Annotated in this window: 13 protein-coding genes; 3 read left to right on the top strand and 10 right to left on the bottom strand. The window is 65.1% G+C overall.

The features are described 5' to 3' along the window. Window positions 1–67: 67 nt before the first annotated feature. The 9 genes from N5C18_RS05250 to N5C18_RS05290 all read right to left on the bottom strand — a co-directional run bounded on the left by N5C18_RS05250 (window position 68) and on the right by N5C18_RS05290 (window position 7,507). A complete protein-coding gene (locus tag N5C18_RS05250; RefSeq protein WP_154582884.1) occupies window positions 68–241 on the bottom strand; it encodes a hypothetical protein in 174 nt (57 codons plus the stop codon). Between the two features lie 92 nt (window positions 242–333). Continuing rightward, on the bottom strand, window positions 334–1,377 hold the full coding sequence (locus N5C18_RS05255; protein WP_279943991.1) for an MvdC/MvdD family ATP grasp protein: 1,044 nt from the start codon (window positions 1,375–1,377) through the stop codon (window positions 334–336). Beyond that, window positions 1,374–1,961: a hypothetical protein gene (locus N5C18_RS05260; RefSeq protein ID WP_154582886.1), complete on the bottom strand. Its 588-nt coding sequence runs from the start codon at window positions 1,959–1,961 to the stop codon at window positions 1,374–1,376. The genes N5C18_RS05255 and N5C18_RS05260 overlap by 4 nt, the downstream gene beginning before the upstream one ends. After that, a complete protein-coding gene (locus tag N5C18_RS05265; RefSeq protein ID WP_053448416.1) occupies window positions 1,958–2,557 on the bottom strand; it encodes a DUF6817 domain-containing protein in 600 nt (199 codons plus the stop codon). Before N5C18_RS05265 ends, N5C18_RS05260 begins: the two co-directional genes overlap by 4 nt. Continuing rightward, window positions 2,554–3,162 (bottom strand): 2OG-Fe(II) oxygenase, encoded by a 609-nt coding sequence (locus N5C18_RS05270; RefSeq protein ID WP_141401631.1) that lies wholly within the window; start codon window positions 3,160–3,162, stop codon window positions 2,554–2,556. Before N5C18_RS05270 ends, N5C18_RS05265 begins: the two co-directional genes overlap by 4 nt. A 69-nt stretch (window positions 3,163–3,231) precedes the next feature. Continuing rightward, the gene (locus tag N5C18_RS05275; protein ID WP_053448414.1) at window positions 3,232–4,494 is read right to left on the bottom strand and encodes an HlyD family efflux transporter periplasmic adaptor subunit; all 1,263 of its coding nucleotides are present in this window, start codon (window positions 4,492–4,494) and stop codon (window positions 3,232–3,234) included. A gap of 465 nt (window positions 4,495–4,959) precedes the next feature. Then, window positions 4,960–5,826: a DUF6624 domain-containing protein gene (locus tag N5C18_RS05280; RefSeq protein WP_279943993.1), complete on the bottom strand. Its 867-nt coding sequence runs from the start codon at window positions 5,824–5,826 to the stop codon at window positions 4,960–4,962. 92 nt (window positions 5,827–5,918) lie between these two features. Further along, complete coding sequence (locus N5C18_RS05285; RefSeq protein WP_053509514.1) at window positions 5,919–6,332, bottom strand: hypothetical protein; 414 nt, start codon at window positions 6,330–6,332, stop codon at window positions 5,919–5,921. Window positions 6,333–6,400: 68 nt separating this feature from the next. Continuing rightward, the gene (locus N5C18_RS05290; RefSeq protein WP_053509516.1) at window positions 6,401–7,507 is read right to left on the bottom strand and encodes an SDR family oxidoreductase; all 1,107 of its coding nucleotides are present in this window, start codon (window positions 7,505–7,507) and stop codon (window positions 6,401–6,403) included. Window positions 7,508–7,717: 210 nt separating this feature from the next. Between N5C18_RS05290 and N5C18_RS05295 the strand changes: the two genes are divergently transcribed. Then, complete coding sequence (locus tag N5C18_RS05295; protein ID WP_053509518.1) at window positions 7,718–8,023, top strand: hypothetical protein; 306 nt, start codon at window positions 7,718–7,720, stop codon at window positions 8,021–8,023. A 33-nt stretch (window positions 8,024–8,056) separates the two neighbouring features. Here N5C18_RS05295 and N5C18_RS05300 read toward each other — a convergent pair whose 3' ends face one another. Continuing rightward, a complete protein-coding gene (locus tag N5C18_RS05300) occupies window positions 8,057–9,109 on the bottom strand; it encodes a DNA topoisomerase IB (protein WP_279943995.1) in 1,053 nt (350 codons plus the stop codon). A 111-nt stretch (window positions 9,110–9,220) separates the two neighbouring features. Between N5C18_RS05300 and N5C18_RS05305 the strand changes: the two genes are divergently transcribed. Beyond that, a complete protein-coding gene (locus N5C18_RS05305; protein ID WP_053509526.1) occupies window positions 9,221–9,610 on the top strand; it encodes an I78 family peptidase inhibitor in 390 nt (129 codons plus the stop codon). A gap of 175 nt (window positions 9,611–9,785) precedes the next feature. Beyond that, a complete protein-coding gene (gltB, locus tag N5C18_RS05310; protein ID WP_279943996.1) occupies window positions 9,786–14,240 on the top strand; it encodes a glutamate synthase large subunit in 4,455 nt (1,484 codons plus the stop codon). Window positions 14,241–14,269 lie beyond the last annotated feature (29 nt).

Genomic DNA, 14,269 nt, shown 5'->3' on the forward strand with positions numbered 1-14,269 from the left:
TCTCCGGAAAAGCGAGGCCGCGACGCCCACCTTGACGGCCAGGCATCGCAGCACTCGCCGTATTCAGTTACTCAAGGACCGGATGCGTGGTTCCGTTGTCACTGGCCGGCGTCGTCTTCACCGGCGGGAGCGTCGGAATTCCATCGCCATCGCCGCCGCCTACCTGCTCCATTTCTTCCTGGGAAAGAATGTGACCAAGCACGCGCGACTCCAGGTCCTTCTTGATATCTTCGTTCTTCATGCCATTTTCTCCTCGATTTTCGACAACAGGAGTGTTGTCGGTGGATCACGCCAGGCGCCTGACGCAATGGGTTGACGTCCCACCTGCCGGGGTCAGGACGTAATCACTGAAGTGCTCTCGATGAATTCCGAATAGGAGATCCGGCGATGCGCATGTCCCATGTCGTATCGCCACTGCAGCGACGGTGCACGGATGAACTCACAGAACATGTCCAGCATCGGCAATCCAGGGCACCACTGTTCGACGAAAAGGAACTGTCCGGCCTGATTGATCTCAAGGAAGATCCAGCGCCCATCGTCCGTAACGAGAAAATCGAACCCCGCCGCCACGAGGCCGAGCGCTTCCATCAGACGATGGCAGCGTTGCTGCAGGTCGAGCGGGACATCCACCACTTCGCAGGAGTCAATCGTGCCCTGGCTGCGCCGCCAGTCGAGACTGCCATCCGTCGGCTGCTCGATACGGATCGCAGCGCACTGGCGGCCGAAAAACTGCGCCCTGACTTCGAAAGCATATTCCACGCGGGCCTGATAGATGCCTGGGGCGGCGCGCAGCAGTGAATCCGCCGGGAGATCTGCTTCGCTGACCTTGGCGGTGTAGGTCGCGCGTCGAGCAGAATCGGACTTCCAGACATGGCCGCGTAGCGGCTTGTAAATGCACTCCGCGTGTTGGGCAAGGAAACCTCGGACATCCTCAGGTGAGCCGCTTATCAACGTGGCCGGAAGCTGGAAGCCAAGCTCGGCCGCGTGCTTCAGCTGATGGATCTTGTTTTCGGCCCGGACAAGGGCATCCAATGGATTCACTGCCGGGACAAGCTCCAGGGATCGATACAACCCCTCGCGCATCAGTTGCGATTCGCCTCGGGCGAACACCTCATCCTCTGGTTGAACGCCAGCGTTCTGCAGCGCCTCAAACGGGCGGCGATGCCACACTGCCGACAGCTGATCAAGGGCTACGGTTTCTCCGTCGATCGCGAGCGTGGCACCACTTTGCGCAGCCCCTACGCGGATGCTGAAGGCCGTTGTCTGGCAGAACCTGTCGCTCGCCAGATGAAACACGGTCGTTCCTTTGCGCCGCAAGCCCCAAACGACGGCCTTGGCGTGTGTATCGTGCGTTCCAGCATTGATGAGAACAGTCATGCTACTGATCGCCTCGTCGGTCCGAGAAATTTCCGTCCATCGAACCGGTTCGCTGCATGCGGCCCGTCTGCATCGACGTAATGCAGGAAGAGCTGGAGCCAGGTTCCCACTGGCAGGCATTCGCGCCAGTGGGGCAGCTCACGTCCGGAGAACAGGAGCCCATCACCTGGAGCCAGGTCGAACGCCTGCACACCCTCCTGGGTCTCAATCATGATCGGCCAGGGCGCCCGTGTACCTTCGCTGCCAACGGTCAAGGTCAGCGTGTATTCGCAGGATGTGCGGTCAGTGTGTCTGCGCAGCCTCGATTCAGGCGTGTAGAAGCGCAGGAACGAGTAAGTGGCATGCAGCCGCTTTCCTACACAGTCTTCCACCTCAGGCAACAGTTTGGCCAGCAGCACCTCGCCCATGGCGTCGGCATATCGCCCCAGCGACGCGGTTTCTGTTTCCAGCTCATAGTACTTCGGCATGCGCGCATAGCTCTTCGCATACTGGAAGTAGAGATCCATCACTTCTGCCGCCACCAGCTGCTCAAGCCGCGCAAAACGGTCAACTGCAAATTTCCGACGGATGGATGAAGCGTTCAATGGAGTTCCTCCGCTGTCGGCCTGCCAGGGGCGGCGGGCGCCTTTCCAGCCGCCGCGTACCCAGCAAGGAGCGAGCGCAGGCCAACGCTCAGCGGAAGGTCTGGATATGCGCTCACCCATGCGGACAGTCGCTTCAGGAACTGCTCGCCGCATCCCTGCTCGATGAGGTTGGCGGATTCGATCTCAAGCAACGCCGCACAGACATCCACGCCCGCACTGAAGCTTTCGCCGCTTGTTCTGTGGCGAATGATGCCGGTACCCAGCGCTTCGAGGAACGCACCGGGCCGATCACTGACGCAGAACAGATACACCAAATGCTCGGCACGTTCGCCCAGCATCCGACCCACCAGCGGCCGATCACTCCACCCAAGACGCTTGAATCCGAACACGTTCGTTCCGTAGATGCTGTGGAACATGCCAGCGATGCATACCGCCTCGTCGCATCCCCACTCCCGCAGAATGCGGCCCGTTCCTTCCAGATGATCCTTCAGCGTTCGCCCCGAGTGCGGCACCTGGTCAGCGCGCAGGAGTGACAGGTACTCCTGCAGCATCTGCAGGGAGGGCCGCTCCGGCATGTTGGCGACGGGCAAGGTCATTGTGCGAGCTGGGTCTTGAACACGACGGTGATGCGCAGCTCGGGACAGTCCCGGCTGGGTGAACGTGCAACGTGTGGCGTGGCGCCCCGGAACACCACCAGGCGCCCAGGTCGCGGGTAGACAGCATGGGTGATGTCACCCGTCTCCGGCACCACGAAAGCTGTCTCGCCCGACCAGTTGGGATGCCAGATTCCGTGGGCGTAGTAGACGACAGTGAAGTAATTTTCCTTGTCTGCATTGTCTGTATGAACATAGCCCTCCACGCCGTAGGTATGGGCATTGGCGTACACACGAAGGGGTTCATGGCCGGCCAGCACCGTCTGCGACAGGCACTCCCACAGCTCGTGGATCGGTCGTGCAGCTTCGTTTGCAGCAAGTTCGGCCAGGCACCCCTGACGGCTTTCCTTGTCGCCTCCGGCAAAATGCGCATGCCAGAAGCTGAAGCGGTCTTCAGACTTGACCGACTTCCATCCATACGCCCAGATGGGTTTACGGACCAGTCGCAGGATGTCGCGCCGAAGTTCGTCTGGTACCAGGTCATCGACAACATCGACATCGCCCAGATCCGGTACGCTCCCAAGCCTTTCCCGCTGCTCTAGTTCCATCGCTGCTTCCTCTGCGTGTCCGCCCGTTCGGTTTCAACGGCAGGACGGGTTGAGTGGAGGTGACCTTCTCTAGAAGATCCGTTTGCTTCGTGCGACCAGTGGCGCAAAGATCCATTCGGCCAAGCTGCTGCGCTCGCCAAGGATGTCAGCTTCAAGTGTCATGCCGGGCTTGAGTCGCTCGATGCGACCGTAAGCGTCCATCTCCTGACTGGAGAGTGCGACGGTGACCCTGTACATCGGTTCGCCTTGGATCGTCGAGCCGGGCATCAGCATTTCCAGCTCTGTCCCAGTAAGCGCGCTGCGGCTGACGCGCTGCACTGTTCCCTCATGGTGACCGAATTTCTGATAGGGGTACGCCTGGTAACGCAGCAGTACGCGATCGCCGGGATCAATGAAGCCGATGACACGACTGGGCACCAGCAGGCCAGCTTCCAGACGGCCGTCTTGCGGCAGGATACTCAGCAGAGGTTGGCCCATGGTCACCGACTGGCCCGGCTTCAGCACCTGCGTGACAACCGTTCCATCCACCGGCGCGGTAAGCACCAGCTCACCTCGTGCGAGCAGCTCGACGTGTTCCTGTTCAAGCTGGGCCAATGCGCCCCGCAGACCGGCTCTGGTGGCTTCACGCTTTTGCGGCAGCGAGCGCATGGCCTCCTGCAACTGCGCTATGAGTCGTTGTGTTGTGATTGCCTGGCGCTGCAGGGCCTGCACACTGGCATGCTGTTCAAGCGCCAGTGTCTGCTGCTGCTTGATCTGCAGTTCGCTTACGTAACTGCCTTCGCGCAGTCTCTCCAGCCGCGAGAGTGTCTCTTCGGCCAGTACGACCTGCCTGCTTCTTGTCTGGATTTCCTCCTTGAACTGCGCCAGCTCGCGTTGCGCCGCAGCCACCTGCGCAATGAGACCGTCACTTTGTGCATCGAGCTGGGATTGATCCGCAGCCTGCACATCCTTCAATCCCTGGACCCGCTCGCGGATGCGCTTCTCCAATGCGGCGGAGGTATCACCTTCCCCAACCGTTGCCCTTGGCACGGTGAGCACGGCAACCACCTGACCTGCACGCACATTTTCTCCCTCACTGACCTTGAGAAGAGAGACGACACCGCTTGCGGGTGCCATGACAGTGGACATGCCTTCGACAGGGACAAGCTGTCCCATGGCCCGGGCACGCTTTGTATAACTGCCAAGTGCAATGAAGAGAATGACGGAAACAGCTGAGCAGGCAGCGAAGGCGGTAAACAGCCAAAGCGGAATCGGCTGCACCATGTTGATGCGGCCCAGCCAACGATTTCCCTTCGCCTGCATCACTTCCCTGCGAAAAAGATGTCGTGACATCGGGGCATCCTTTCCCGTTGCGTTGGGCCTTTTTATCGATCATCGAGCGCATCACGTCAACACTTGAGTGAAGGCAATTGCGACATCGATAACCTCGTCACATTTCGCGTGTTCATGAAAATGATCCAATGCATTTACTCCTTCTGTGTGTGAATTTGCGGATTCCGCGTGTCCGCGCGATCACGTTCTCCACATCAAAAGTGCGCATTGCGCTGCGAGTATTTCGCAGCAGCGCCCTGAACATCTGCAAGCAAGCAGGCGCGCCCGGCCGCCACCTCCAGCCACATGTCTGCCAAGGAATCCCCTCGAAACTTCAATTCGATGCTGCAGATCAACTGGATACTTCAACACTGGAAGCCCAGGATGTTGGCGCAACATTTCAATCAAGGACGACTGGCGTTGGCACTATCGAGCATCGCCTGATAAGGGCCAAGCGCCATCTGCGATCGACGCTTGTCCAGACCGTCAAGATCGGACGTAGGCTGCAGCACGTACACGCCGTTCTGAAGGGTCATCTGCGTGCCGTACAGTTGCGGCTCGCCTTCTGCCAGGGGAAACCCGGTCAGCCAGCATTGCATACTGGCGTCGCGACATGCCGCGTGACTCCATCAATGGTTTGGCCAGCTCCAACGCACGCCTCTGGAACGCTGGATCCTCATCCGCGTGCTGGACCAGGAGGAAGGCCCTAGAGACACCATCAATGCCCGCCATGTCCCGCGTCGGAAAGCCTACGCCTTCGAATACCTGCTTGATCCTTCGCAGGCCTTCTCGATCGGAGGCAGCGATCTCCTCCTTGAGCAGCTCGACCTTTGCTGAAACGCCCTTGCTGCGGGCAGCGCTCAGCGCTGCCCGCAAGGATTGATCGGGCTGGATCAGCTCACCGAGCAGCGTCCGGATGTCGGGCCAGGTGTACGTCGCCGGTGGCTGTGACAAGGTCACTTCGTAATCGATGCCGCCCGAGGCCAGGTCCTCCTCCAGGCTGGGCAGACCGTAGAAGTCACGGAAGAACAGCAGGGAGCCCAACGAGGCTACTGGCGGATCAACCGTAGCCACATCATCGAGCCGCTGCTGCAGGGTGCCGTACAGTTGGCTGGAATTGTGGGAAGCATGGATGCGATCCGCAAGCCGTGCATAGATTGCAGGACGGATGTCATCGCCGACTTGCTGATCAAGAACGCGAAGCATGTACTTCTGGAACTCGCAATCCAGGCCAGAGCGCTCCAGCAGCTTGCCGGCCGCATCAATCAGGGCTGGCCCCGAGGTGCGATAGGTGGGCCAGCCCTGCTCGACCAGCACCGCCTTGAATGCATCCAGTTCATCGCGAAGCAGCATTCGGCCATCAGAGTTTCTCTGGAGCTCCAGCATCTGGTCGCGTGAGTGCTCACGCCCCAACCGCAGCGGTTCATTCCGCGCATCGCCGATCTTTACGCATCTGCTGTAACAGCGCCCTGAACACCTGCAAGCACGCGCGCCCGGTCGGCCACCCCAGCAACATGCAACACCCGAGTGTGCGGCAGCTCCAGCGTAGAGTGCTGGGCAATGGCGCAGAACGCCGACACCTCCGCCAGGGTGTCGCGATCATGCCAGGTGGTCATCACGAAGTCGGCGCACTCGACCTCCGGCGAGGCCATGTCCACCGCATCATCCCAACCGCTGCACTCGATGCCCCAGGCCATCATGTAGCGGCAACCGCTGCGCACCAGCCAATCGCTCATCGGCGCCTGCCAGTCCGCCTCCACGGCGGCTTCGACAGCAACAATGGCCCGGCAAGGGGAGCAGGCCCGTTCGGGCGGTGTGGCGCCCGGCGGCAGCCACAGGTATTCAGCGGTGCCGTCCATGCCCACCCCATCCTCTGTTCGCATGCGCCGAGGATAGCTGCCGGCCAGCGGCCGGCACCGCCGCCGCGTCAGCCGCGCGGACCGCCCATCACCGGCAGGATCACTCCGCTGATGTAACTGGCACAGACCGGCGAAGCCAGGAACACATAGGCGGGCGACAGTTCTTCGGGCTGTGCGGGCCGGCCCATGTCACTGCCCTTGCCGAATTCGGCAACGTCCTCTGCCGCCTTGTCGGCCGGGTTCAACGGCGTCCACACCGGCCCCGGCGCCACGCAGTTGACCCGGATACCACGTGGCAGCAGCTGGCTGGCCAGCGCCTTGGTGAACGCATGGATCGCGCCCTTGGTGGCGGAGTAGTCGATCAGCGCCTTGCTGCCGAACAGGCCGGTTTCCGAACCCGTGTTGATGATGCTGGCACCCTCGCCCAGGTGCGGCAGCACCGCACGCGCCATCTGGATGTAACCGCCGATGTTGGTCTGCAGGGTTTCCTGCAGATGCGCGTCTTCCAGGTCTTCCAGCCGCTCGCAATGCAGCTGGAACGCGGCATTGTTGACCAGGATGTCGATGCCGCCGAAGGCCTTGGCCACCTGCTTCACCGCCTTGTTGCAGAATCGCGGATCACGCACGTCGCCGGCGATCACCACGCAGCGTCCGCCCTCGCGTTCCACGTGCTGGCGGGTGATCTCGGCATCTTCGGCTTCATCCAGATGCAGCACTGCAACGTCCGCACCCTCACGTGCGAACAGCACCGCCACCGCACGGCCGATACCGGAATCGCCACCGGTGATGATCGCGCGCAGGCCCTGCAGCTTGCCGCTGCCGACGTAGTCGGGGGCTAGGAAGCGCGGTGCCAGCTCAAGTTGGTGTTCATGCCCGGGCTTGGCCAGCTGCTGTGCGGGCATGACCTCAGGCTGCCTGCGTGTACCGGCCTGGGTGGCGGTCTTCTTCGTGGCCTTCTTCGCTGCGCGCGCGTCCTTGGCCTTCTCCTGGTCCTGCAGGCGCCGCTGCCGCGAGGCCACCCGCGCCGCACGCGGGTCGCTGGCGGCGGCCTTGCGGGTTGCGGTTTTCACCACGCGTTGGCGATCGGGGTCGGCAACGGTCTGGGTTGCGGTGCTGCCCTTGCGCACCTTGGGCGAGGCTTTACGGCGGGCGGGGGTCTTCTTGATGGTGGCCATGCGGGTCTCCTCGGGAGGGAAAGGGGCTGCCGGCCAGCGGCCGGCACTACCGGGGGCGGCATCCGCCGCGGCTGCAGTGTCTCCATCGGCGCTGTCGGGGGCAGTGAGTGCACCGTGTCCATGGCGTGCACGGCATTCATTCCGCCACCACGCGTGCCATCGCACCCTGCACGCAACCACACGAGGACCGCACCTGTGAAAAACGCCTGCATGTACCCTGCCCTTGCCGCCGCCCTCAGCCTCGCCCTCGCCGCCTGCAGCAGCACGCCGATGGCGCAGGTACAGCCGATCGACGGGGTGATTTCCGGCCAGTGCCACAGTGACATGGTGCGCGGTGCGCTGGGCCTGGCCGCGTCGGACGCCACCGTTGCGCGTGCACGCGTGGACAGCGACAGCCTGCACGTGCGGGTGCTGCGTCACGACGGTCCGCGGGTACCGCCAGCCAGCGAAGGCGGTGACCGCCTGACCATCGAAAAGGGCCGCACCAACAACATCACCGCGATCTACTGCGGGTAACAGCCGTCGAGCAAGCTCGACGCTACGGAGGGTTCAGGCGCGGCGCTTGGCCAATCGCCGCGCCCTGCGCAGCACCTTCAGCGTTGCCTGCTCCCACTGGCGCGGGCCGCGCAGGCCGGCCAGCGCAGCCAGTTCGCCGCGCTCCCAGCCGGCGAACACGCACGGGTCGATATAGGCCTTGCGGCACACCGCCGGCGTATTGCCCAGCAGCGCCGCCACCTCGCACACCACCGCCCGTTGTGCCTGGGCCAGCGCACGCTGGCTGGCCGGTTCCGGCAGCTCGGTGGTGGCGAACGCCTGCACCGCCGCCACGGTTCCGCCCCAGGTGCGGAAATCCTTGGCGGTGAAGTCCTCGCCCATCACCTCGCGCAGGTAGTCGTTCACTGCGCCGGAATCCACCGGCTGCAGCGCACCGTCGTCATCGCGGTACTGGAACAGCGCCTGCCCCGGCAGCTGCTGCAGGCGCCGCACCAACAGGCCCAGCCTGCGGTCGCCCACGGTCACCTCCTGCAGCTGCCCGGACTTGCCGCGGAAGCGCATGCGCACCCGCCCGCCACGCAGCAGCTCCAGATGGCGGTTGCGCAGTGTGGTCAGTCCGAACGAGCGGTTCTGTTGTGCGTAGGTTTCATTGCCGGCCCGCACCAGGGTGTCGGCCAGCAGCGCGACCACCATCGCCAGCACTTTTTCCCTGGGGAAACCCGGCCGCTTGAGATCGCGCGACAACCGCCGCCTCAGCGAGGGGAGGGCCTCGCCAAAGGCGATGATGCGGTCGAACTTGCCGGCGTCGCGCTCCTTCGCCCAGTCGGCGTGGTAGCGGTACTGCTTGCGCCCACGCGCATCGCGACCGGTGGCCTGCAGGTGGCCGTTGGCGTGCGCGCAGATCCACACGGCAGTGTAGGCCGGCGGGATGGCCAGCGCGCGGATGCGGTGCAGGGTGGCGGCATCGCGCACCGCGTGGCCGTCGGCATCGCGGTAGCTGAATCCCTTGCCGGCGCGGCGGCGGCCGATGCCGGGTTGGGTGTCATCGACATAGCGCAGGCCGGCGGCACGCGCGGCCTGTTGTTCCGGAGTGGAGGGCGTTGGCATGCGCTGAGTGTCGCGGGTGCGGCGCGGTGATCCTGTCGATAACGCAAGACAAACACGTGAGGGTCGGTTCGCCGCTATGCTCGGGTCTTCACAACCCCTTCCGGAGTCATGATGTCGTTCCCGATTCGCGCCCGTTCGCTCTCCGCCCTGTTGCTGCCGGCCGTGCTGGCCCTGACCGCCTGCCAGGCACCGGCGCTGGATGAACAGGATTCGGCCACCGCCCATGCCCAGCAGGCCGCCGAAGCCGCCAAGGCGCCGGCCGACGACGCAGGCAAGGCGACCGAGGCGCCGCCGGTCGGCACCTGCGACGCCAGCCAGGTGCAGAGCCTGGTCGGCCAGGCCTACACCGACGCGCTGGGCAAGCAGGCGCAGGAAGACGCCAGCGCCAGCCAGGTGCGCGTGCTCAAGCCCAACGACGTGGCCACGATGGAGTTCCTCGGCGACCGCCTCAACATCGAAGTGGACGACAAGGGCGCAGTCACCGGCACGCGCTGCGGCTGAGCCCGGCCCCGCGCCGGCACAGGCGTGCCGGCGCTTTCTGTTGCACCTGCAACCGTGTATTGCGGCGTTGCAGCAACCTGTGATCTAGTCGAGGCATCCGGTGGCCTCACGATGCGCTCCAGGGATTGGGCGGGCTTGAGTGTCCCCGTTCAATTCATTCCGCATCGAGGTAGAGATGGCCCCCCGCAACCGCCAAGGGCTTTACGACCCGCGCTCCGAGCGCGATGCCTGTGGATTTGGCATGGTCGCCCAGCTCGACGATCAACCTTCGCGCCTGTTGGTTGATACCGCCATCGCCGCGCTCTCGCGCATGACCCACCGTGGCGGTGTCGCCGCCGATGGCCTGACCGGCGATGGCTGCGGCCTGCTGCTGCGCCGCCCCGATGCTTTCCTGAAACTGCTGGCCAGCGAAGCCGGCATCGTCGTCGCCGCGCGCTTCGCCGCTGGCCTGGTGTTCCTGCCACATGATGCCGATGCTGCGCAGGCCTGCCGCACCCAGCTGCAGGCGCAGGTGGAGGCCGTGGGCTGCAAGGTGGCCGGCTGGCGTGAGGTGCCCACCGACGACAGCGTCTGTGGCCAGCTGGCGCGCGACACACTGCCGCGCATCGAACAGGTGTTCGTCGACGCCGGCATCGGCCAGGACGACGCCGGCTTCGCGCTGGCGCTGTTCCTGGCGCGCCGTCGCAGCGAACAGCAGCTGCGCGCGCATGCCGACTTCTACGTCACCACGCTCACCCCGGATGCGATCAGCTACAAGGGCATGGTGCTGCCGGACAAGCTCAGCCGCTTCTACCCGGACCTGCAGCGCCGCGAACTGGCCTCCAGCGCCATCGTGTTCCACCAGCGCTTCTCCACCAACACGCTGCCACGCTGGCCGCTGGCCCACCCGTTCCGCATGCTCGCCCACAACGGCGAGATCAACACCATCGAAGGCAACCGGCGCTGGGCGCAGGCACGCAGCAAGGTGTGGAAGACGCCGCGCTTCGATATCGGCGAATTCGATCCGGTGATCTCCATGCACGGTTCGGACTCGCAGAGCCTGGACAACATGCTGGAGTTGATGGTCGCCGGGGGCATGGAGCTGATCCAGGCGCTGCGCATCCTGGTCCCGCCGGCCACCCAGTCGCTGGAGTTCAAGGACCCGGACCTGGCCGCGTTCTACGAGTTCCACGGGCTCAACAGCGAACCCTGGGATGGCCCGGCCGGCATCGTCGCCTGCGACAGCCGCTACGCCGTGTGCACCCTCGACCGCAATGGCCTGCGCCCGGCGCGCTGGATGCTGACCGCCGACCGCCACTTCCTGGTCGCCTCCGAAGCCGGCGTGTGGGAAGTGCCCACCGAGCGCGTGGTGCGCAAGGGCAAGCTTGGCCCGGGCGAGATGATCGCCATCGACCTCAAGCGCGGCGACCTGCTCGACTCCGACGCGGTGGACCGCATCAACCGCGGCCGCGCGCCGTACAAGCAGTGGCTGCAGCAGGGCGTCACCTACCTGCAGACCGAACTGATCGACCCGTCACTGGTGGAAGAGCCCTTCGATGAAGGCACCCTGCGCAGCTACCACAAGCTGTACCAGCTCAGCAGCGAAGAAGTGGAGCAGGTGCTGCGGCCGCTGGCCGAGACCGAACAGGAAGCCACTGGCTCGATGGGCGACGACACGCCGATGGCGGTGCTGAGCCAGCGCAGCCGCCCGCTCTACGACTACTTCCGCCAGGCCTTCGCCCAGGTCACCAACCCGCCGATCGACCCGCTGCGCGAAGACTGCGCGATGTCCCTGTCCACCCAGCTCGGCAAGGAGACCAACATCTTCCATGCCGGCCCGGAGACGGTGAACCACGTCATCCTCAACTCGCCGGTACTCAGCCAGCGCAAGCTGCGCCAGCTGCTGAAGATGGACCAGTACGTGCAGGCCAACCGCCTGCTCGACCTGTCCTACAGCGAGGACGAAGGCCTGCGTGCCGGTATCGAGCGCATCTGTGCCGAAGCCGAACAGGCCGCGCGCGACGGCATGGTGATGCTGCTGCTGTCCGACCGCTACCCGGTGGCCGGGCGGCCGATGGTGCACGCCCTGCTGGCCACCAGCGCCATCCACCACCACCTCTCGCGGCTGGGCCTGCGCTGCGACGTGAATCTTATCGTCGAGACCGGCACCGCGCGCGACCCGCACCACATGGCCTGCCTGCTCGGCTTCGGCGCCACGGCGGTGTACCCGTACCTGGCCTACCAGACCCTGTTCGACCTCGGCCGCCGCGGCATCCTCAAGCTCAGCAAGGGCGGCGAGCAGTCGCAGATCGGCCGCCGCTACCGCAAGGGCGTCTACAAGGGCCTGTCGAAGATCATCTCGAAGATGGGCATCTGCACCGTGGCCAGCTACCGTGGCGCGCAGCTGTTCGAGATCATCGGCCTGGAACCGGAGGTGGTCGACCTGTGCTTCCCCGATACCGCCTCGCGCATCGGTGGCGCCGGTTTCGCGCGCCTCGATGCCGACGCGCGCGAGCTGTGCGCGCAGGCCTGGGATGCGCAGCAGGACGTGGATGTCGGCGGCCTGCTGAAGTACGTGCACGGCGGCGAGTACCACATGTACAACCCGGACGTAGTGACCACCCTGCAGCGCGCGGCGCGCAGTGGCGACCCGCGTGCGTGGCAGCAGTACTGCGATGCCGTGCATGCACGGCCGCCGTCGGCACTGCGCGACCTGCTGGAACTGGTGCCGGCCGCCACGCCCACGCCGCTCGATGAAGTGGCACCGGCCAGTGCGCTGTTCCCGCGCTTCGATACCGCTGCAATCAGTCTCGGCGCGCTGTCGCCGGAGGCGCACGAGGCGCTGGCGATTGCGATGAATCGCCTGGGTGGCCGCAGCAATTCCGGCGAAGGTGGCGAAGACCCGGCCCGCTACGGCACGCCGCGGCGCAGCAAGATCAAGCAGGTGGCCTCGGGGCGCTTCGGCGTCACCGCCGAATACCTGGTCAACGCCGAGGTGCTGCAGATCAAGGTCGCGCAGGGTGCCAAGCCCGGCGAAGGCGGCCAGCTGCCCGGCCACAAGGTCAACGAACTGATCGCGCGCCTGCGCTATGCGCGCCCCGGCATCGGCCTGATCTCGCCGCCGCCGCACCACGACATCTATTCCATCGAAGACCTGGCGCAGCTGATCTACGACCTCAAGCAGGTCAACCCGACCGCGCTGGTGTCGGTGAAGCTGGTCAGCCATGCCGGCGTCGGCACGATTGCCGCCGGCGTGGTCAAGGCCGGTGCGGACCTGATCACCATTTCCGGCCATGACGGCGGCACCGGTGCCTCGCCGGTCAGCTCGATCCGCTATGCCGGCGTGCCGTGGGAACTGGGCGTGGCCGAAGCGCACCAGGCGCTGCTGGCCAACGACCTGCGCGGGCGCACCCTGCTGCAGACCGATGGTGGCCTGAAAACCGGCCTGGACGTGGTCAAGGCCGCGCTGCTGGGCGCGGACAGCTTCGGCTTCGGCACCGCGCCGATGATCGTGCTGGGCTGCAAGTACCTGCGCATCTGCCACCTCAACAACTGCGCCACCGGCGTGGCCACCCAGGATGACCGCCTGCGCGAGAACCACTTCACCGGCCAGCCCGAGCGCGTGGAAAACTTCTTCCGCCTGCTGGCCGAGGAAGTGCGCGGCTGGCTGTCGTACCTGGGTGCGCGTTCGCTGGAGGAAATCGTCGGCCGCACCGACCTGCTGCGGCAGATCGAGGCCGCGCCGCGCGATGGCGTGCGCGTGGACCTGTCGCGCCTGCTGGCCGATGCCCGTTACGAAGGCAGCCACTGCGCCGCGCAGCGCCTGTACGAATCGCCGGACAGCCTGGCCACGCAGATGGATGGCCTGCTGGCCCCGGCCATCGAGCACAAGCGCGGTGGCGAACACCGCTTCCTGATCCACAACACCGACCGCAGCATCGGCACCCGCCTGGCCGGTGCGGTGGCCCGCGCGCATGGCAACCAGGGCATGGCCGAAGCACCGCTGGAGCTGCGCTTCCGTGGCAGTGCCGGGCAGAGCTTCGGCGCCTTCAATGTCGGCGGCCTGCATCTGGAAGTAGAGGGCGAGGCCAACGACTACGTCGGCAAGGGCATGGCCGGGGGCCGCCTGGTAGTGCGGCCGCCGCGTGGCGCGCGCTTCGAGGCACGCAGCACCGCCATCATCGGCAACACCTGCCTGTACGGCGCCACCGGAGGCGAACTGTTCGCGGCTGGTCGTGCCGGCGAGCGCTTCGCGGTGCGCAATTCCGGCGCGCTGGCGGTGGTGGAAGGTGCCGGTGACCACTGCTGCGAATACATGACCGACGGCGTGGTGCTGGTGTTGGGCAAGGTCGGCCTGAACTTCGGCGCCGGCTTCACCGGTGGCCTGGCCTATGTGCTGGACGTGGACCGCGATTTCGTCGATCGCTACAACCACGAACTGATCGACATCCATCGCGTGTCGGCCGAGGGCTTCGAGAACTATCGCCAGCACCTGCATCGCCTGATCGGCCGCCACCGCGAGCTGACCGGCAGCATCTGGGCGCAGCAGATCCTCGACGAGTTCCGCGATTACATCGGCAAGTTCTGGCTGGTCAAACCCAAGGCCGCCAGCATCGAGTCGCTGACTGAAACCCTGCGCCGCGCCGCGTGATTTTGCCCGGTAGTGCCGGCCGCTGGCCG

It is taken from the genome of Stenotrophomonas sp. GD03930 (genome assembly GCF_029839665.1).
GTDB classification, from domain to species: Bacteria; Pseudomonadota; Gammaproteobacteria; order Xanthomonadales; family Xanthomonadaceae; genus Stenotrophomonas; species Stenotrophomonas forensis.